General features: G+C 41.2%; 18 protein-coding genes. 3 read left to right on the forward strand and 15 right to left on the reverse strand.

Annotation, left to right across the window (positions count from 1 at the left end; all coding sequences use genetic code 11):
- Nucleotides 1-242: 242 nt before the first annotated feature.
- The 13 genes from aldA to BMW59_RS00125 all read right to left on the reverse strand — a co-directional run bounded on the left by aldA (nucleotide 243) and on the right by BMW59_RS00125 (nucleotide 14,994).
- Nucleotides 243-1,691, reverse strand: coding sequence for an aldehyde dehydrogenase (gene aldA, locus BMW59_RS00070; RefSeq protein WP_093046979.1), 1,449 nt, complete (start codon nucleotides 1,689-1,691; stop codon nucleotides 243-245).
- A gap of 138 nt (nucleotides 1,692-1,829) precedes the next feature.
- Entirely contained in the window at nucleotides 1,830-2,576 is a 747-nt protein-coding gene (locus BMW59_RS22335; RefSeq protein WP_425441241.1) for an MFS transporter, read from the reverse strand.
- A 138-nt stretch (nucleotides 2,577-2,714) separates the two neighbouring features.
- On the reverse strand, nucleotides 2,715-3,248 hold the full coding sequence (locus BMW59_RS22340; protein WP_342739367.1) for an MFS transporter: 534 nt from the start codon (nucleotides 3,246-3,248) through the stop codon (nucleotides 2,715-2,717).
- Nucleotides 3,249-3,454: 206 nt separating this feature from the next.
- The gene (nikC, locus tag BMW59_RS00080; RefSeq protein WP_093047321.1) at nucleotides 3,455-4,342 is read right to left on the reverse strand and encodes a nickel transporter permease; all 888 of its coding nucleotides are present in this window, start codon (nucleotides 4,340-4,342) and stop codon (nucleotides 3,455-3,457) included.
- Between the two features lie 52 nt (nucleotides 4,343-4,394).
- On the reverse strand, nucleotides 4,395-5,396 hold the full coding sequence (locus tag BMW59_RS00085; protein ID WP_093046980.1) for an ABC transporter permease: 1,002 nt from the start codon (nucleotides 5,394-5,396) through the stop codon (nucleotides 4,395-4,397).
- A 201-nt stretch (nucleotides 5,397-5,597) separates the two neighbouring features.
- Nucleotides 5,598-7,313, reverse strand: a complete 1,716-nt coding sequence (locus BMW59_RS00090; protein WP_093046981.1) for an ABC transporter substrate-binding protein — start codon at nucleotides 7,311-7,313, stop codon at nucleotides 5,598-5,600.
- A gap of 49 nt (nucleotides 7,314-7,362) precedes the next feature.
- Nucleotides 7,363-8,337, reverse strand: coding sequence for an ABC transporter ATP-binding protein (locus tag BMW59_RS00095; protein WP_093046982.1), 975 nt, complete (start codon nucleotides 8,335-8,337; stop codon nucleotides 7,363-7,365).
- Nucleotides 8,312-9,346, reverse strand: a complete 1,035-nt coding sequence (locus BMW59_RS00100) for an ABC transporter ATP-binding protein (protein WP_093046983.1) — start codon at nucleotides 9,344-9,346, stop codon at nucleotides 8,312-8,314. The genes BMW59_RS00095 and BMW59_RS00100 overlap by 26 nt, the downstream gene beginning before the upstream one ends.
- Nucleotides 9,347-9,745: 399 nt before the next feature.
- A complete protein-coding gene (locus BMW59_RS00105; protein ID WP_093046984.1) occupies nucleotides 9,746-10,999 on the reverse strand; it encodes an ABC transporter permease in 1,254 nt (417 codons plus the stop codon).
- Complete coding sequence (locus tag BMW59_RS00110; RefSeq protein ID WP_093046985.1) at nucleotides 10,996-11,895, reverse strand: ABC transporter ATP-binding protein; 900 nt, start codon at nucleotides 11,893-11,895, stop codon at nucleotides 10,996-10,998. The genes BMW59_RS00105 and BMW59_RS00110 overlap by 4 nt, the downstream gene beginning before the upstream one ends.
- 160 nt (nucleotides 11,896-12,055) lie before the next feature.
- Nucleotides 12,056-12,898 carry a pyrroline-5-carboxylate reductase gene (gene proC / locus BMW59_RS00115; RefSeq protein WP_093046986.1) on the reverse strand — a complete coding sequence of 281 codons (843 nt, stop codon included), beginning with the start codon at nucleotides 12,896-12,898 and terminating at the stop codon, nucleotides 12,056-12,058.
- A gap of 246 nt (nucleotides 12,899-13,144) precedes the next feature.
- Nucleotides 13,145-13,693, reverse strand: coding sequence for a GNAT family N-acetyltransferase (locus tag BMW59_RS00120; RefSeq protein ID WP_093046987.1), 549 nt, complete (start codon nucleotides 13,691-13,693; stop codon nucleotides 13,145-13,147).
- Nucleotides 13,694-13,896: 203 nt separating this feature from the next.
- Nucleotides 13,897-14,994 carry an MGDG synthase family glycosyltransferase gene (locus BMW59_RS00125; protein ID WP_177174124.1) on the reverse strand — a complete coding sequence of 366 codons (1,098 nt, stop codon included), beginning with the start codon at nucleotides 14,992-14,994 and terminating at the stop codon, nucleotides 13,897-13,899.
- A 173-nt stretch (nucleotides 14,995-15,167) separates the two neighbouring features.
- On the opposite strand from BMW59_RS00125, the gene BMW59_RS00130 reads away from it, so the two are divergent.
- Together BMW59_RS00130 and BMW59_RS22130 are read left to right on the forward strand one after the other, a co-directional pair.
- Nucleotides 15,168-16,658 (forward strand): alkaline phosphatase family protein, encoded by a 1,491-nt coding sequence (locus BMW59_RS00130; protein WP_093046989.1) that lies wholly within the window; start codon nucleotides 15,168-15,170, stop codon nucleotides 16,656-16,658.
- A 24-nt stretch (nucleotides 16,659-16,682) separates the two neighbouring features.
- A complete protein-coding gene (locus tag BMW59_RS22130) occupies nucleotides 16,683-16,814 on the forward strand; it encodes a hypothetical protein (protein WP_281244182.1) in 132 nt (43 codons plus the stop codon).
- 38 nt (nucleotides 16,815-16,852) lie between these two features.
- Here BMW59_RS22130 and BMW59_RS00135 read toward each other — a convergent pair whose 3' ends face one another.
- Both BMW59_RS00135 and BMW59_RS00140 read right to left on the reverse strand, forming a co-directional pair.
- Entirely contained in the window at nucleotides 16,853-17,731 is an 879-nt protein-coding gene (locus tag BMW59_RS00135; protein WP_093046990.1) for a diacylglycerol/lipid kinase family protein, read from the reverse strand.
- Between the two features lie 54 nt (nucleotides 17,732-17,785).
- Nucleotides 17,786-18,421: a lysophospholipid acyltransferase family protein gene (locus tag BMW59_RS00140; RefSeq protein ID WP_093046991.1), complete on the reverse strand. Its 636-nt coding sequence runs from the start codon at nucleotides 18,419-18,421 to the stop codon at nucleotides 17,786-17,788.
- A gap of 124 nt (nucleotides 18,422-18,545) precedes the next feature.
- Here BMW59_RS00140 and BMW59_RS00145 point away from each other — a divergent pair, with 124 nt between their 5' ends.
- A complete protein-coding gene (locus tag BMW59_RS00145; RefSeq protein ID WP_093046992.1) occupies nucleotides 18,546-19,637 on the forward strand; it encodes a class II aldolase/adducin family protein in 1,092 nt (363 codons plus the stop codon).
- Nucleotides 19,638-19,702: the final 65 nt, after the last annotated feature.

Genomic DNA, 19,702 nt, shown 5'->3' on the forward strand with positions numbered 1-19,702 from the left:
AAAAAAGGAGGCCCGGTAGATTTTAAGAGGTAAGTGTCTAATTAATGGAAAGCGCGGAGAAAGAGTCAAAAAATCAGAGGTTATTTATTTTATATTTAATAGTCTTAAGCGAGGTTCGTTAAATTAAATTATAGTCGATAATCCTCACAAAGGGAATACACGTTCGATATTTTTTATTAAGAATTTAGTGTATTAACTGATTTAAAAAAGGAGCTGTCGTACAGGACAGCTCCGCAATTAAATTAAATACTATTTTTAAATTCCATATAAACAGTCTGGGTGCTGAGAAAATCTTCAAGGCCGTGCTTTCCGTCAGCTCCTCCGATGCCTGATTTCCTGAATCCAGCATGGTAACCCTGGACAGCTTCAAAATTCTCCCGGTTTACAAATGTTTCCCCGAATCTTAGCCCGTTTGTCAATTTCATAGCTTCATGGTAATTCTCCGTATAAATAGACGATGACAGGCCATAGTCTGAGTCGTTTGCCATATCAATGGCTTCATTAATATCTTTATAAACCACAACAGGAAGTACAGGACCAAAAATCTCTTCCTGAATGACCTTCATATTGTGGGAGACATTCGTGAGCACTGTAGGTTTATAAAAATAGCCTCTCTCTCCTGAAGCCCGTTCTCCCCCAGTGGCTATTTCAGCACCTTCATTTACAGCCCCTTTAACCATTTCATCTACTTCTTCTAGACGATCCCCGCTTACAAGGGGGCCCATATCCAGACTGTCGTCTTGTTTAGGGTCTCCATAAGTCACTTCAGACATTTCCTTAGTAAGTCTGCTTATAAAATCGTCTGCCACATCCTCGTGGACGTAAACTCTCTCTGCATTAGTACAAGCCTGACCCGCATTAATGATCCGGCTTTTTGATATATTCTTAACCGCTAAGTCAAGGTCTGCGTATTTTGTCACAATTGCAGGCGCTTTTCCGCCTAACTCGAGATTTACTTTTGTAATATTCTGAGCCGCTGCTTCCATAACTTTTACGCCAGCCGGAATACTTCCAGTCATTGTTACCATGTCCACTTTTTCATGGGAAGCAAGGACATTGCCGATGGTAGAGCCTTTACCGGTAATGAAATTATATACCCCTTTAGGAAGTATATCCATGTCGTGAACCATCTTTGTAAAAGCTGCTGCCGTGTTAGGTGTCTGCTGGCTCGGTTTAATAACAATCGTACACCCGGCAACAAGTGATGTCGCTACTTTACGGGCCAAAATAAACACAGGGAAATTCCAAGGTATAATACCAGCGACTACACCTATTGGACGTTTGTGAATAAAAATGTTTTCATTAGGCCTGTCGCTTGGCAAGATCTCCCCTTCTATACGCCGGGCCCATTCAGACATGTACTGGAAATAATCAATTGCGAGATCCACCTCGCCACTAGCCATTTCATAGCTTTTCCCCTGCTCTTCTATTAGAATATCAATAAAATTTTCTCTGTTTTCTTTTAATTTCAAGCCAATGTCCCGGACAATTTCTCCTCTTTCCACAGAAGGCGTCTGCCCCCATTCTTTCTGAGCTCTAAAAGCAGCCTGTACTGCGTTGTCTGCATCTTCTTCCGAGCCTTCTGAAATTTGCGAAATCACTTGTTCAGTAGCAGGGTTTTCAATATCAATTGTCTTTGGTGATGTTGAATCCACATATTCGCCATTAATATAAATCTGATGTTTATGCATAAAAAAGCCTCCTTAAAATAATATTCCCAGTTGGCTTTTTCCTTTATTTTCTAAAGTCTAAACAATAGAAATGGCAATTTGTTTAAGTGCTCATCTTTAGTATTTTAACCTTCACTTGTTACAAATTTGTCTGCCAGTTTATAAGGCTTCTTTAGTTGACGATTTTTCACCAAATTCAAGTTGCTTTTGTGGAAGCAGCGAGGTGGTAATCACACAAAGCAAAGCAAGAATAAATAAAATCATAAATACGGACTGAAGACCAGCTGCAAGAATATCCGGTTCCACGTGCGTGCCGTTATTCGTCCGACCGCCTATATGCTGATTGAGTATGGCGCCTAAAACTGTTATACCCAGTGTTTGGCCTAAGGTCCGCAGAAAAGCATTTGTAGAAGCTGCTGTCCCACGGTTATCCCATGTTACAGATGATTGAACAATAACTGTAAAAACGGTCATTGCCAATCCAAACCCTAACCCGACAAAAAACATGATAATAATAAGCAGGACATTAGGCGTTCCGCTGGTGATAAAAGTAAGTGCCAGTGTACCCAAAGCTATTAGGGATACTCCGGCTAGAGAAATCGGTTTGGTTCCAAGCCTGACGATAAACTGGCCGCTTAAATAAGCACCTAAAGGCCATCCTAGAGACATAGGAATTAATGTAAGGCCAGATGAGGTTGCTGCTAACAGAAGGACCCCTTGGACCCATAATGGTAAATAAGCTGTCAGCCCTATTAAAATCCCGCCCATTAGCAAGCCGCAAATATTAGCTATAAGTAAATACCGGTTTTTAAATAATCGGAATGGGATCATGGGGTCGGGCGCATTTAATTGAATCACAACAAAGAGACTTAAAAACACAAAAGCGGTGCTAAACAAGTAAAACATCGCCTCGTCATTCCATGCTATGTCATTGCCTCCTGAAAGCAGAGCATATAATAAAGCGCCAGTTCCGATGATAAAAGTAAAAGCTCCGCCATAATCTACGGAACGCTTCCGTTTTTCTATCTTTTCCTCCAGATTTTTTCAAATGAGATACATTGCCAGAAGGCCGAATGGAATATTAATGTAGAAAATCCAGTGCCATGATAAAAAGTCGACAAAGAAACCGCCTACGAGCGGCCCGAAAATACCGGCAATGCCCCATATAGAGCCAATTACAGCTTGTGCTTTCGCCCGCTTCTCATAGGTAAATACATCCCCCACAATCGTAAAGGTCATGGGCATTAAGGCGCCGGCTCCGACTCCCTGTACAGCCCTGAACATAATCAGCTGTTCCATGGATTGAGACAAACCGCAAAGAGCTGATCCTGTTAAAAATAGCGCTGCTCCTATTATAAATATTTTTTTTCTTCCAAAAAGGTCGGCAAGTTTACCGAAAATAGGAGTCATAACCGCATAAGTTAACAGATAAATAGCGAAGACCCAGCTAATGAGATCAAGGCCACCCAAATCACGGGCAATTACAGGCATAGCAGTGCTAATAACGGTTACTTCAATGGCAGCCAGAAAAGTCGCAATAATAAGGGCTGTGACAATTTTCTTTTGATATGTATCCATAACTGTTCCTTCTCTCTATTTCAAACATATATCTATTTAACAATATACAGTATTAGTCTGCCAAACAAAAAAACAGCAGATTGACTATCATTTACATAAATTCTACTTTGTGGTGCCATTCCATAAAAAACATCTCTCCAGCAGGCAAAAGGCTAAATAAACTTTTTGCCGTAAAGAAGAGATGTGTAAAAAAGAATGATTTCAGGTTAATTTTTCATTTTTGGATCCAATGCATCCCTTAAACCGTCCCCTATCATATTAAAACCAAGAACAACAAGCATAATTGACAATCCTGGAAACAGAACTGTCCAAGGGGCGCTTTGGATGTATTGTCTGGAATCAGAAAGCATCCTTCCCCATTCCGGTGTCGGAGGCTGAGCCCCCAGACCGAGAAACCCTAAAGCTGCCGCCTCCAGGATAGCTGTGCCAAATCCTAATGTCGCCTGGACGATAATTGGTGCGAGGCTGTTTGGGAGGACGTGGTGAAAAAGTATACGTCCATTTTTCATTCCCTGGGCTTTGGCAGCCATTATATATTCTTCTTGCCTGATAGAAATAACTTTAGATCTCACAAGGCGTCCAAAAATTGGAACGTTTATAATAGCAATAGCTATAAGAGCATTTTGCAGAGAGGGGCCTAAAATAGCTACAATGGCTATAGCAAGCAAAATACTTGGAAAAGCGAGCATGATATCAAAAATACGGGAAATCAGCATATCTACCCATCTGCCGAAATAACCTGCCAAAATTCCAAGGAATGAACCAAAAATTAACGCGCCTGTGACTGCGAAAAACCCAACCATTAAAGATATTCTTGCTCCATATACAATACGGGTAAAAATGTCACGCCCTAAATCATCGGTGCCGAACCAGTATTGTGCAGAAGGGCCCTGTAACCTGTCTGCAGCATTTAAAGTCTGATAGGAATAGCTCGTTAAAAAGGGAGCGAAAATCGCTATCATTATAAAAAAAATAATAATGAAAAGGCCCACGAGCGCAAGTTTATTTTTTCTAAGCTGCCAAAAGGCTTCTTTCCAAGGTGAAATGGATTCAGTTTCTGTTAGATGGGGTTCCTGATTTTCAGGACCGGGCATTGGCTGCTTTTTTACAGGAGTAACGGATTCCATTATACACTCCCCCCTTTTATTAATATTTGATTCTAGGGTCAATATACGTATATAGAAGGTCGACGATCAGATTAATAAATACGAAAATAGTAGCTATGACAATAATACCGGATTGAATGACAGGATAATCCCTGTTTCCAATTGCTTCATACACATACCTTCCTACTCCGGGCCAACTGAAAATCGTTTCTGTTAAAATTGCTCCTCCCAGCAAAGTGCCTGTTTGCAGTCCTACAACGGTCAGCACTGGAATGACAGCATTTTTAAACCCATGCCGGTAAACGACTGATAAAGTATGAGATCCCTTTGCTTCAACCGTTCGGATGTAGTCTGAACGTAATACTTCAAGCATACTGGATCGAGTCATTCTGGCGATAATAGCCATTGGGATTGTTCCAAGCGCGACCCCCGGAAGAATTAAGTGTTTAAAAGAAGTCCAAAGCTGGTCAGGCCGTCCGTTAATAATCGAATCCAGCAAATAAAAGTTGGTTACTGTCTCAACTGGATCCCGTGGATTCCCCCGGCCAAACGCTGGGAGCCAGCCCAGATTTTGAGCAAAAATCCATTGTTCCAATAAACCGAGCCAGAAAATCGGCATTGAAACTCCTATAAGGGCGATGAGCATACTCGTATAATCAAACAGAGAGTTTTGTTTCCAGGCACTGATAATTCCCGCGTTCACTCCAACTATTACTGCAAAAACCATGGCAAAGATGGTTAATTCAATTGTTGCAGCAAGATACGGCCATATCTCGGATGATATACTTGCTTTTGTTCTGAGGGATGTGCCCAGGTCGCCTTGCAATAAACCCATCATATAATTCCCGTATTGAACAAAGTAAGGTTGATTTAAACCCAGCTGCTCTTCAAGCTGTTCAATTGCCTGGGGAGTCGCCTGTTCACCTAAAATGGTCTGAGCCGGATTACCGGGAATAAGGTGAATAATAGAAAATGTGATTAGTGACATGCCAATCAGCACAGGAATCAGCATAAGCAGCCGTCGTATTGTATAAGAAATCATATAACTCACCTCCAGCATCGGTTAACAGTATGTATTAAAAATAACTATCGGCATTACAAGCGTTTGTAGTAATTTAGAAGAAAATAGGCCGATAAAAAATATATTTATTTTGCAAATAAGCTAATTTATAAAAAAAGAGGACAGCAGAGAAGATGAACGGGAATACCCGACTATTAACTCTCTCAAGCTGCCCTCATGCTTTTACTCAGCTAACTCTACATTTGTTAAAGGTTCACTTGTCGACAAGTGAGGGACATAATTCTTCACTCGTTCACTGCCCGCTAAAACCGGTATGGAATGCACGAGAGGAATCATTGGGGCGTCTTCGTGTACAATTTCCTGAACTTCTCTGTACAGTTCTGCCCGCTCATCTTCATCTACACTGTTCTTAGCCTGGTTTAACAATGAATCAACCTCATCATTACCATAAAAACTTCTGTTTCCTCCAGGAATCGCATCTGAATGCAGGAGGTTACCGAAGAAATAATCCGGGTCTCCGTTTGTACCGGACCAGCCGAGCATAAATATGTCGTGCTCACCCTGTTCCGTACGCTCAAGATACGTTGCCCATTCCATAGATACGATATTGGCTGTCACTCCTACATCTGCCAGGTTTGCCTGCATAACCTCTGCTGCCCGCTCAGGATCAGGCATATACGGACGGGCAACCGGCATTGTCCATAAATCGAATTCCAGTCCATCCCCGAAACCTGCTTCATCAAGCAGCTCTCTGGCTAAATCAGGATCATAAGCATAAGGATCAATGCTGTCATTATATCCCATGTATGAAGGAGGAATAATGTTTTTAGCAGGTTCGGCAAGTCCTGCGTAAAGTACTGTAATCAGAGTTTCTTTATCAATTGCATGGTTTAATGCACGCCTTAAATCTGCATTATCAAATGGCTCTTTATCCAGGTTAAATCCAAGGTAACCGATGTTGTTTGTTTCCCTTTCAAAAATCGCAAGCCCCGGATCTGATTCAATTTGTTCCACATCATCCGGATTTAAGCCATCCATTATATCAATCTCTCCTGACCGTAATGCCGTCAGGCGGGCAGAGTTATCAGGGATAACCTGGAAAATGACGCCGTCCAGTTTCGGATAACCTTCCTGCCAGTAATCCTCATTTTTTTCAAGTACAATACTGTCATCTTTCGACCAGCTGACAAACTTGAACGGCCCTGTCCCGACCGGATTTTCATTAATTGCACTTCCATGCTCTTCGAAAGCAGCAGGTGATGTAATTGAGAAGTAGCTCATTCCCATATTTTGCAAAAAGGCGCCAAGGCTTTCATTTAATACAAACTCAATTTCATGCTCACCGAGTACATTAATCTCCTCAATAACATGTCCGTCGTCACCTTTAAAGCCTCCAAACTGAGTGCCGTAAACGCTGTAAGTGTACCCTTCATCAGCAAAATGGTACTCATGGTCAGGGTCTGCCCACCTCTCAAAGTTTATCTTTACAGCTTCAGCATTAAAATCAGTACCATCATGGAATGTGACTCCTTCTCTCAATTGAAAAACAAACCGGAGCCCATCATCAAAGACTTCCCACTCTTCCGCCAAACCTGGTCCGATTTCAAAAGAGTCTTCATCGAACTTTAATAGAGATTCATAAATTTGCTCTGTTACTCTGGAAGATTCCCCGTCTGTCACACTTGCATAATCAAGACTGACAGAGTCCCCTCCGCGGGCAAAGATAAGAGTCTGATCTTCAGCAAGCGAATAATCCCCCTCGCTGTTTTCACCGGATGATTCATCCGCCTCGTTATTAGTCTTGTCTGAGGTGTTATTCGTTCCTGCATCATTGTTATTTGTGTCCGCGTCAGCAGGCTCGTTGTTGCCGCCACATGCAGCCAGGACAACTACAAAAACCAATGAAAGAAACAGTAACCAGATTTTTCTTTCAGACATGCTTTTTCCCCCTTTTATTGTTTTAATTAATAAACTTGTAGTTTGCCAGTTATTTATCATTAAATAAATGGCAAGCTACAAAATGGTTATCGGAAAATTCTTTAAATTCAGGATCCACTTCTTTGCATATATCCATACATTCAGGGCAACGAGTATGAAAAGCGCACCCTGAAGGCGGGTTGGATGGGCTTGGGACATCCCCCTCTAAAATAACTCTGTCTGTCTTTAAGTCGGGATCGGGGTTCGGCACTGCAGATAAAAGCGATTTAGTATAAGGATGAAGCGGGTTACTGTATAAGTCCTCATTAGGTGCCAGTTCTGCCATTTTCCCCAAATACATGACACCGATCCGGTGACTTATATGTTTAACTACACTTAAATCATGGGCAATAAATAAATAAGTAAGTCCGAATTGTCCCTGTAAATCTTCCATTAAGTTTAATATTTGAGACTGTATCGAAACATCCAGAGCAGAAACCGGTTCATCACACACAATCAGTTTCGGATTTACAATCAGCGCTCTTGCAATCCCGATCCTCTGTCGCTGCCCTCCGCTGAACTGATGCGGGTACCTGGAGGCATGTTCGCCTGGAAGGCCGACTATTTCAAGGATTTCTCTGACTTTTCTCTTTCGCTCTTCTTTATCTCCAATTCCATGAATTAAAAGAGGCTCACTTAATATTTTTTCTACTTTATGCCTCGGATTGAGAGAGGCATAAGGATCCTGGAAAATAATCTGCATATCCCTTCTTTTTAATCTCATTGCTTCTCTATCCAATTTAGTTATATTTTCCCCATTAAAAATGACTTCTCCTTCAGTTGGTTCGATTAACCGGAGCAATGCTTTTCCTGTAGTGGATTTCCCACAGCCGGATTCCCCTACTATTCCAAGCACTTCCCCCTCATAGACCTCGAAGGATACATCGTTTACAGCTTTTACTTCTCCTACTTTTCTTGAAAAAATTCCTCCGGTAACCGGAAAGTATTTTTTAAGACCTTTAACTTCCAGCAAGGGCGTCGGCATTAACAAGATCACCTTCTTTCTCATAGAGGAAACATCGGCAAGTATGTCCATCTCTCAATTCCAGCAGGTCTGGATTTTCTTCATAGCACCGGTTAAAAGCCTCGGAACAACGCGGTGCAAACCGGCACCCGATTTTTATAGATCCAGGTTTTGGAACGTTTCCGGGAATGGAATACAGGCGTTCCTCTCTTTTATTCATTTTTGGGAGAGATCGTATTAACCCCTGTGTATAAGGATGTTTAGGATCTTTTAAAATCGTTCTGACGTCTCCCTCTTCAACTACCTTACCGGCGTACATAACTGCTACCCGGTCACACATTTCTGCCACCACACCTAAATCATGGGTGATCATCATTATGGCTGTTCCATTTTCTTTATTCAGCTTTTTCATAAGGTCCAGAATTTGCGCCTGGATCGTGACATCAAGAGCGGTCGTTGGTTCATCCGCTATTAGTACTTCAGGATCACAGGACATAGCAATCGCTATCATTACTCTTTGTCTCATGCCTCCTGATAACTGGTGCGGGTATTCATCTACTATTTCTTCAGCTCGCGGGATACCCACCAGTATAAGCTTATCAATAGCTATTTGCCGTGCTTCTTTTTTCGTTACTTTTTTGTGTTTTTTTACGGCTTCAATTATTTGATACCCAATGGTAAACAATGGATCCAATGAGGTCATAGGTTCCTGAAATATCATTGCGATCTGGTTTCCTCTAATTTGCCTTAACCTTTTTTTCTTAACTGTCACAAGATTTTCAGAGCGTTCCTGTCCTCCTTCCTGCTGCCTGAAAAGAATTTCTCCTCCTACTATTTTCCCTGGCGGGTCCGGAACCAGACCCATCACAGAGAGGGAGGTCACACTTTTCCCGCACCCTGATTCTCCCACAATACCCAGAACTTCTCCTTCATAGATCTTTACACTGACATCATCAACTGCCGGGATTTCTCCCCTGTCAGTAAAAAAGTGTGTCTTTAAATGGTTAATTTCCAGAACTGGTTTTTTCATCAGCGCCTCCTTAAACAGCTTAGCAGACTGAGACCGTATTCCTCAGTTAATAGCTGAAGAATATTATTGCAAAATATGTACTAAATTTTCTAAATATTATTTCTACTCTCTATGAAATAAAATACTATAGACTTATAGTAAAAGCAATTAAATTTTTTGAAAATTGTAAAATAAACTATTTCCATAATTTATTTCCACGCTTTCAAAGGGGGAGAATCATCATGTAATAATTTTAGACACACCAGGTCACCTTCAGAAAAAACATGCCATGCAGGAGCTTACTTAATTTAATCTCTATATTTAAAGACTAACGGACTGGTTCACTACAAATGATTCAACTTTTCCCCTGAATATTCAAAACCCCCCTTTATTTAAGGGGGGGGACGGTAAAGGTAATAGTTAGCTTTCTTTTTTAGACAGCTTTAAGGCCTGTTTTATTCCTTTTTTAAATGAAAATTTTCCATACATCAGTACACCGCCTTTATATATACGGGCGGCAATTACATTTATCAAAACAGCGCTAATTATTAATAAAGCCGAGATAACGGCTATTTCCCAGACAGGCACTGTGCCCATACCGATTCTGAGAAACAAAAGCTGTGGTGTGAAAAAAGGAACATAAGACAGAACTCTGATAAAAATGGCATCCGGAGCATTTAAACCGTAGAGTGACACAAAAAAAGCAATCATTGCTAGAAAAATAAGAGGCTGTATAGCCTGGTTCACTTCTTCCGCCCTGCTGACGAGAGCTCCAAGCATCGCGGCTACTCCCCCATAAACAAAATAACCAAGGATTATAAACAACAAAGCATAAATTATTAACGAATAGTCAATTACCTCGGTGAAAATGTTTCTAATAAAATCTTCTCCGCTGAGATAAGAACCAGCAAAGGCCGCTAACACTAAAACTGATAAGTTTACTAAACCAGCTAAACCAATTCCCATTATTTTACCCAGCATTTGAGTGACTGGGTTCACGCTTGAAACAATCAGTTCCATCACTCTGGACGATTTTTCTGTCGCTACTTCAGTCGCTATCATTGTCCCTAACGTGACCACTATCAGATAAATCACAAATACAAGTCCATATACCATCCAGTAAGTCTGCATATGAGTTTCTGCAGTCCGAACTTCCCCAGTTCCGCTTAATGGCTTCTCATTGAAGGAGACGGGATTAAATATTAATGCCAGTTCTTGTTCATTTAAGTCAAGTGCAGATGTAGCTAACGTTTCTTTAGTACGCTGGACGTCCTGCTGTACTTCCTGCCCGGTTCTGAAATCAGTCCCTTCTCCGTAAAATTCTGCCTGAAGAGCATCCAGCGTACCGGTTAATTCAAGAACATAAGTAAATTCATTTTCTTCTGCGTCACTAAGCGCTTCCTCAACATCTCCCCTGTAATAAATGTATTCAAAACTGCCTTCAGCAGCCAGTGACTCCAGCATTTCGGCGAACTGCCCTTCCTCTGAAGTCTGATCCACCACAGCAACAGCTGGCATATCTTCTGCTCCATCTCCTGAAAAGGTCTCCAGAATAGTGTTTAAATTGATGAGAGAAATGATAAACAGCGCCATAATAGAGGTTGTTATTATAAAAGTCTTTGATTTCAGCCGCCTTCCCGCCGTATGTGTAAACGTCGTCCAGAAATTATTCATGTGCCGCTCCCCCCTGCTTTGTCAATAAAAATGTCGTGCAGCGATGGCTCTTCCACTTCAAACTTCCTGACAAATCCTTTAGAAGCCAAGCGGCTAAAAATGGTTTCCGCGGCTTTTTCATTTTCTACTTTTACATCAGCGCCATCTTTTTTTGGTTCTATTTTTAAGACCCCTTTTACGTCTTCCAGGAAGGCTAAGTCATAATCAGCTTTAATACTGATATTCTTCATGTCATAAGACCGTTTAATTGTTCTTAGGTTTCCCTGAAGTACTGCTTTTCCTTTTTTTAGCATGATCAGATCTTCGCATAATTCCTCAACATTACTCATCTGATGACTCGAGAAAACAATTGTTGTACCTCTTTCCTGAAGGTCTTTCACTGCATTTTTCAGCATATCTGCATTAACCGGGTCCAATCCGCTGAAAGGTTCGTCAAGAATGAGCAGCTCAGGCTTATGTAAAACTGCGGCTATGAATTGAATTTTCTGCTGATTCCCTTTTGAGAGTTCCTCAATTACTTTGTTTTCATATTCCGGTACTCCAAAACGGTCAAGCCAGAACCGCATTTCTTTAATAATTGCCTGTTTGTTCATCCCTTTAAGTTTCATTAAATAAACGAGCTGGTCTTTTACAGTCAATTTAGGGAAAAGCCCTCTTTCCTCAGGTAAATAACCAACGAGCTTCGTTCGTTTATATGTAATCCGCTCTCCTTTCCACCTGACGTCCCCTTCTGTCGGGTCAAGGAGCCCGAGAATCATCCTGAAAGACGTAGTTTTACCTGCGCCGTTCGCCCCGAGCATTCCAAACATCTCGCCCTTATTTATAGTCAGGCTGATGCCGTCCACTGCTTTGTGTTTGTCGAAAGTTTTCTTTAAGTTATTAATTATTAAGGTCATCACTTACTCCTTTCTGGTGCGCCCCTGTTATTAAGTTTTGGTCTGCTGCCTTATTTATACGGCGTTACCCCCTAAAAGTTTCAAAAAAAAGCAGCTCTCCGGCTAAATCAAGCCTCAAGCTGCTTTATCTCAAGTATATCCGTTCTAAAGTTCCTTAGTTTTAAGAACTAACTGTTTTGTTCTCAAACTCATGACTTATTTCTTCTGATCTGTGCATAGCCTCTTTGACAGCTGCTTGTATTGCTTCTCCTGCTCCATGAAAGGACAGGGCTTTAAGCCCGCAAGCTGTCGTTCCGTTTTTTGACGTAATGTTTTCTCTTAATTGTGCTGGACTTTCTTCTCTTCCAAGAATCATTTTTGCTGCGCCCAGCAAAGTCTGGGCTCCAATTTCCCTTGCCTTGACAGCATCCATTCCATTTTCTTCAGCAATTTTTTCGATATTTTCCATTAAATAATAAAAATATGCCGGGCCGCTTCCAGCGATCCCTGTAAACAGATCCATCTCATCTTCTTCTATCACATAAACTTTACCAATAGCTTTCAAAAGGTTTTTAGCTATTTTAACGTTTTTCATTGTTACATTTTCGCCAGGTGAAATGGCTGTTGCAGATTCCTGTATCATACTGGACGTATTAGGCATGATACGGATCACTTGCTGCCCTGGCTGCAGATGGCGTTCCATAAATTGTGTAGATATGCCGGCCATCACGCTCATAACCACCTGCTCAGGTCTTAACCGGTTTTTAAGTGACAGGAGGCACTTCTCTGCATCTTTAGGCTTCATTGCCAAAACAATGATGTCAACTGACTCAATAGGGAGACGGTCTTGTACCATCCCTTGGACGCCGTACTTATTGTGAAGATCTAATAGACGCTGCTCATTACTCCGGTTTGTTACTATAATTTGCTGCGGCTCAAGTGTAGCAGTATTTATTACTCCAGACATAATCGCTTCTGCCATGTTGCCCGCACCTATGAATGCAATCCTTAAATTAGTTAACATATATATCAAACTCCTGTGTGTGGCTTTGTAATACAGTTACTAATGGTAACATTCTCTCACACGAGTTCAAGGGTGTAAGATGAAGTAACGAGAATAAAGAGGAGAAACTTCGTGAAAGCGCCCCCATTTGCAGGTTATCGCAGGTAAACGGTCAATTACAGCACCTTAACGGCTGAAAAAGACTAAATTGAAAATCAAATTCATAATAAAAGCAGTGGTTTTTTAAACCACCGCCTGCTTTTGCACTTAATTCAATCTGTTATCATTCTCTGTCTGCTCATCCAAACCCTGCCAGCCGAAAGCCAGCTCATTTAGTGTTTTTCCACCCACTGTTGTTTTTTTATGGTAAATTTGCTCGCCTCCCAGATGCGTATAAAACGTACAGGAATGAAGGTCTTCGAAAACCCAAAGTGCGACCGACGAATGCCGCAGAGAAGAAAGATGATGAATGACACTATCAAACAGTTTTCTCCCTATTCCACGTCCCTGGAATTCAGGGGAAACATAAAGAGCATAGAGCTCACCCGTATATTTTATCCTTAATCTCGGATCCCTCATTGTTCCCCCGAGAGCAAACCCGATAATTTCTCCGTTTTGATCTTCAGCGACAAATGTCATTGTCCCTCCGCTTGTAGAATCAGGAAGGTTTTTTTTCCACCGTTCTTCTCTATCGCTGTAAGTAAGCTTGTTTATTATGTGAGAGGGAAGCACATGTTTATAAGCTGATTTCCAGCAGTCCACATTAACTCGTGCAATCCCCTTAGCATCATCCACTGATGCTTTTCTTATCTGCATGTTATAACCCCTTTCTAAAAACCAGTTGTGACCTAGTGTTTATTCTACAGTCTTTCACAAGTCTGTAAAGGGATCTGAGCAGACTAATCAAATATATACACTTCCCCGCCTTTGGATTATCCGCCCCCCCCTTTTTTCGCCTTGAATGGCCGTAAAGGCGCAAAGATAAGCCCCTGCCACTGCATTGAAGGCGCCACCTTCGTTTACCGGGCCAGAATTTCCTCTATGATATGAGACGTGGCTTCCGGCTTTTTCAGCAGTCGAGCCCCGGATTTTAAAGTTTCGTGCACACTTGCTTCGTACAATACTTTTTCAATCATTTGTGGTAATTCTTCATAGCGCGTTGTTCGGATGGCTGCTCCCTCAGATGTTAAATAATCCGAATTATGTTCTTCGTGTCCCGGAACCGTGCTGAATATAACAATAGGAATTTCACAGGCAAGAGCTTCAGCCATCGTTACGCCTCCAGCCTTGGAAATTAAACCGTCACTTGCCCTCAGATACAATAGAAATTGATCTGTAAACCCAATGACCTTTACTTTATGCTTACTTTTCTGATTTATAATACGCTGTTTTACTCGCTGATTATGGCCGACCATACATAGAATCTGGACAGATTCAGGCAGAGTTTCCAAAGCTTTTAATATGTTCACGTAATTCGTTAAGCCCATCCCTCCCCCTGCAATTAGAAGAGTTTTAATATTTTTGTCGAGCCTTAATTGTTCCCGTGCAGCAGCTTTAGGAGTCTGTAAACAGTGATTCTTTAAGATAGGAATACCTGTTGAAAAAAAACTGCCCGGAGAGACTTGATGTTTCGCTGCAAATTCATCAACTTTATGAGAAGCTGTAAAATAACCGTCGATTTCCTGTCTAAGGTAAGCAGGATGCAGGACAAAGTCTGTAATCACTGTATATAAAGGGGCTTTAATTTGTTTTTTTTGTTTTAATTTTGATAAGAAAGCTGTCACAAATGGATGCGTTGAAATCATGAACGGACAGGCACTTTCTTCGACCATGCCGTAAAGCTGGTCAACAAACAGGGACCCAAATTGGTCCAGCAGCAGAAAAAGAGGGTAGTCTTCGGCATAAAAATACATTTTCCTCCACACGCCGGGGCTTATTTTGAGTAACCTTAAATAACTCTGCAATACAAAATGATGAAGATAAGGATGAATGGCATGAAAAGTGTCAACCACTTCAGCATGCACCCCCTTAATCAGTAACTCTTCTTGCAGAGCTTTCGCTGCCTGGTTATGTCCATTACCTATGGATGCAGAAAAAATTAACGGTTGACCTTTCATTTCCATCCCCCTCCCTTCTCTAATCATATTTTCCTGCCCGATTCCTTAGAGTCATTTGTAACTGGCAAGTCCTTCTTCTCTTACATATTCAGCACTTTTTATTTACATAATAATCGTAAGGAAATAAGGCAGAATAGTTATCCTTTACCTTCCACCCAATAAATGTAAAAAGGATGATAGAAGTGAATAAAACTGAAAAACGCGCGGTTATGCTCATGCTGGATACTTTAATGGATAAACCTCTGCAGCAGGCATTAAAAAATGAACATGTTCCTGCTATCAAGTATTTTATGGAATATGCCATTTATTATCCCGGAGTAGTAGCCCCTTTTCCTACCATGTCAGTAAATGTTGAGAGCACGCTGTTAACAGGGCATTACTCAGACCGTCACGGCGTGCCAGCTTTAGTCTGGTATAAAAAGAATGAAAACAGAGTGATTAATTACGGAACGCATGTATTTGAATTGGTCAAACTCGGTTTAACAAAAAGCCTTTATGATGTGATGTACCGGTTAAACAATAAACATTTGCGCAAAGATGTCAAAACGATACATGAAGAATTACAGGCGGCCGGGAAAATTTCAGCGTCCATTAACCCTCTTGTCCACAGAGGCCATACAGTGAACGAAATAACGGTTCCAGGGCTGATCCGTTATTTTATTAATATAAACAAAACAATTAAAACAAGGACCAGTGACAAATTTGTATATGGACGATCATCCAGTCTGAGTGCTCTAAACAAACACAGTTACATTTGGAACAAATACGGGTTTAATAACAATTTTTCTGTGCAGGAATTTTCTTATTTAATTAAAACGAATAATTTGCCGCATTTCTCACTTGTTTACTTCCCAGACCACGATAAAAATGTTCATAAAAAAGGACCTATGGATTTGGAAGGCATCAAAGAAATGGATAAGCAGCTTCAGACCATACTGGAATCCTTCCCTACATGGGAAGAGGCTTTGAAAAACAACATATGGATATTAATCGGCGATAACGGCCAGGCAAGAGTAGGAAAACATAAGCAGAGCGCATTAGTGGATATCCGGAGATTATTAAAACCGTTGAGAATTACAAAATTACGAAAAGGGGTGCAAAAAGACGACCAGATCGTACTGGCAAACAATTTGAGATCATGTTTTGTTTACACCTTAAACAATGAAGAAGTCCCTTTAACGGAAATTGCTGAAAGGCTGAAAAGAGACGATCGCATTGATATGATTGCTTGGAAATCCATCGATTGGATTTATGTCACATCTGGCGGAGATGGCGGAGAGTTTAAATTCAAACAGGGAAATGATATGAAAGATGAATATAACCAGTCATGGAAGATTGAAGGAGAAGCATCAATTCTTGATTTGAAGATTCAGGGGAAAGCGGTTACTTATGGAGATTATCCCGACGCTTTACAGAGGCTTTACAGTACACTTCACTCCCATGCAGGGGATTTTGTGGTGACCAGTGTGAAACCAGGACACGAATTTATTACCGAAAGCTCCCCGTCCCATCCCAAGGGGGCAAGTCACGGGGGATTTCATAAAGATGACTCCCTTATTCCGATGATTGTCGCCGGAACAGATTGTTCACCGGACTTTTTGCGTATTGTAGATCTAAAACGCTGGATTTTAAACCTGCTTATTCCAAAAGAACGGGGTAATTGACTATTAAAAAGGAGAGTAAGGCAAATGAAAACTAAAATTGAAAAACTTCAGCATGTTCTGTGTGATTTTGTTCATTCGCTCTTTTTCCTGGAATACGAGCATCTTTTAACAAAAGAGGAGAAAAGCAAGCTTTCATGGAAGAAACAAAAACAGTAATCAGTAAAGCAGGCCCTAATATACTCGGAAAGGGCCTGTTAAACAACTCTTATAGCGTTTTTTTCGACACGTATATAAACCGGGCTTTCCATAAACTGTTCGCCATCGCTTTGCACAAGAACAGGAGGATTGGAAGAAATGTACACTTCCTCTCCCTGCAATAAAGTAACCTTATTAACATGCCTCCCTTTATAGGCCTGGGGAAATAACCATAACAGCTCCCATTTTTTTATTCCATGGACTATACAGAGGTTTAAGAGCCCATCATTATAACTGGCCTCAGGGCAAATATGAATTCCCCCTCCATAATTTGGTGAATTAGCCACTGCTACTAACCATACATCTTCATATATTTTTTCAACTCCGTCAACTGTCACATGGACTCTCGTCGGTTCATAAGTCGTTAATGTTTCCAGCATACTTACGACGTATGAGAGGCCCCCGAGACGGAATTGATTAAGAGGTTTCTTATAAGGTGCTTCATTAACTGTTTTTGCAACTTGGCCATCAAATCCCACTCCCGTCACCGTCAAACAATACCGGCTGCCAAGATCCAGAAGATCAACCTGCTTAGGGTCATTTACTAGAATCCTTTCCAGGGCCTGGAGAGAATCCATCGGGATACCTAAACACCTCGCAAAATCATTCCCTGACCCTGCAGGAATAACACCGAGAGGAATATTACAGTAAACAAGCCCGTTAGCTACTTCATTAATTGTTCCATCCCCACCCAAAACAACCAGTGCCTTAATATTTTCTCTTAAAAGGCCGGGTACAAGTTCCACAGCATGCTTCGGCCCTTCCGTAAATCTTGCTGAATAAGACAAATTTTTTTCTTTAAGGGCTTTTTCCACGCGTGCCCACACTTTTTCTCCCCTTCCATTTCCGGAAGTTTTATTTATTATAAATCCATGCATATTCACTTTTCCTCCTGAAAGTTCAAAAATTGATTTAATATCATTCTGGTACCATTAGATTTTTTCAAGCGGGGGCAGGGAACCTTGCTGTGGCAGGATGGCTTCCCCGCTGTCCTTTTTTGCTAATTCTCTGGATTTCTGCATTAGCCGGTTTGCAATAGCCTGGTAATCCGGATTTTCAGATTCAGCGATTTTGATAAATTCTCCAATACTAACCATTACTTTTCGGCGGAAACTCATTTTTGTCCTGCTGAAAGTAATAGAAACCGGTAAAACAGGAACGCCGCTTTTTACAGCAAAAAAAGCTACTCCTTTTTTAGGTTCTTGTATCTTGCCCTCTTTTACTCTTGTCCCTTCAGGAAAAATTCCTATGACCTTACCTTCTCTTAGCAATCTCAGTGTTTGTCTGACCGGTCTGATCACTGAACCGGAATACCTGTTAACCCGTATCATCTCCAGCTCGTTAAAAAAACAGCTGCTCACTGCCGTTTGAAACAATTCCTGTTTGGCTAAGAAATGAATGTGTCTTTCGAATAGGGATGCAATAATAACAGGGTCAGCACAGCTTAAATGATTGGCTGAGATTATAAAAGACCCGGAACAATGTAATTTCTCTTCCCCTTTTATTTCAATTTTATATATTAGCAGCAAAATAATTTTAGCAATTCTGCGCAGGAAAGTGTAGACCACTTTTCGTCCCCCCCTTTACTTATCTCTGAATAATTTTTGTTAATTCGAAAATAATATTCCTTAAAGCTTGGTAATTTTTTCTCAGTTCCTATATCTTTTAATTATGTAAGTGGAGGGATCGTAAATGAGCACATTTACTTGCACAGGAGAACCAGTGGACCCGTACTCGGAATGGATAGTGGACGGTATCAGGAGAACTTTCTCGAATCAAGGATATGAGTATTTGCCAAATCCGAAAGATGACATTAAACTTGCCTTTCACTTTGTAGATCGCGACTCTCCAAGACCTTACCGGAGAAAAGCCCAAGGCACTTTTGTCGTTTCCATCGTAGAATCCCGCAGCACCCCCCGTGAAGTGAGGAAAGAGGCTTACCCGTATTTAATAAGAAGCCTCGCCAACCATCTCATGTATGTTTGCCATGGGGAGGAAGAAACACAACTGTATTTTTTAACACCGGAACAAGGGAACTACAGTATCACGTTTGATCCTAAGAAAAAAGATGATAAGATTTTTGATAAGATTTACGAACGGCTTGAGCCTCTCGCTTCCTCCCAACTCGTGATTAACAATGATTTTTATGAAAATTTACCTGAATCTCTCTGGTACGGCGATGAGATAACGAAGTCTTTAAGTGTTTCTGGAAAAAAATTAGATGAAATGAATCTTCTGCCAGCGCCTTTCCCTCTTAAAGAAGTACTGCCGGAACGGGATATACGCCACCTTAATAAGTTATACGGAATCGGCGGTTTAAGTTACGGGAACCTCAGCGCCCGGAAGAATAAAGATCATTTCTGGATGAGTGCCAGCGGTATCGACAAATCCAAAATGTCTGAGGTTGGAAAAGATTTTCTTTATATAACCGGGTATGATGTTGGGAAAAATGCGATGAAAGTAAATATTCCTCCAGGTATCAAGCCTAAACGAGCCTCTGTTGACGCTATTGAACATTGGATGATTTATCAGGAACACCCTGAGGTTGGGGCAATCGTCCATATTCACGCCTGGATGGACGGCATTGAAGCTACCGTAATTAATTATCCTTGCGGAACAGTGCAATTAGCAGAATCAGTGGCTAATCTTGTAAAACGAGCCCCTGATCCGGCCCGGGCCGTTATTGGGTTAAAGAATCACGGGCTGACTATCACCGGCACCAGCCTGGATGATATTTTTGAACGAATTGAGGGAAAAATAATTCCTGAAGTCCCTATGCAATAACCTTGAATAAGATTAGCAGGCTATTCCATAAACCTGTCCCTCCGTATTTTAAGCTTATATTCAAA

It is taken from the genome of Salipaludibacillus aurantiacus (assembly GCF_900111295.1).
In the GTDB taxonomy this organism is placed as follows: domain Bacteria; phylum Bacillota; class Bacilli; order Bacillales; family Salisediminibacteriaceae; genus Salipaludibacillus; species Salipaludibacillus aurantiacus.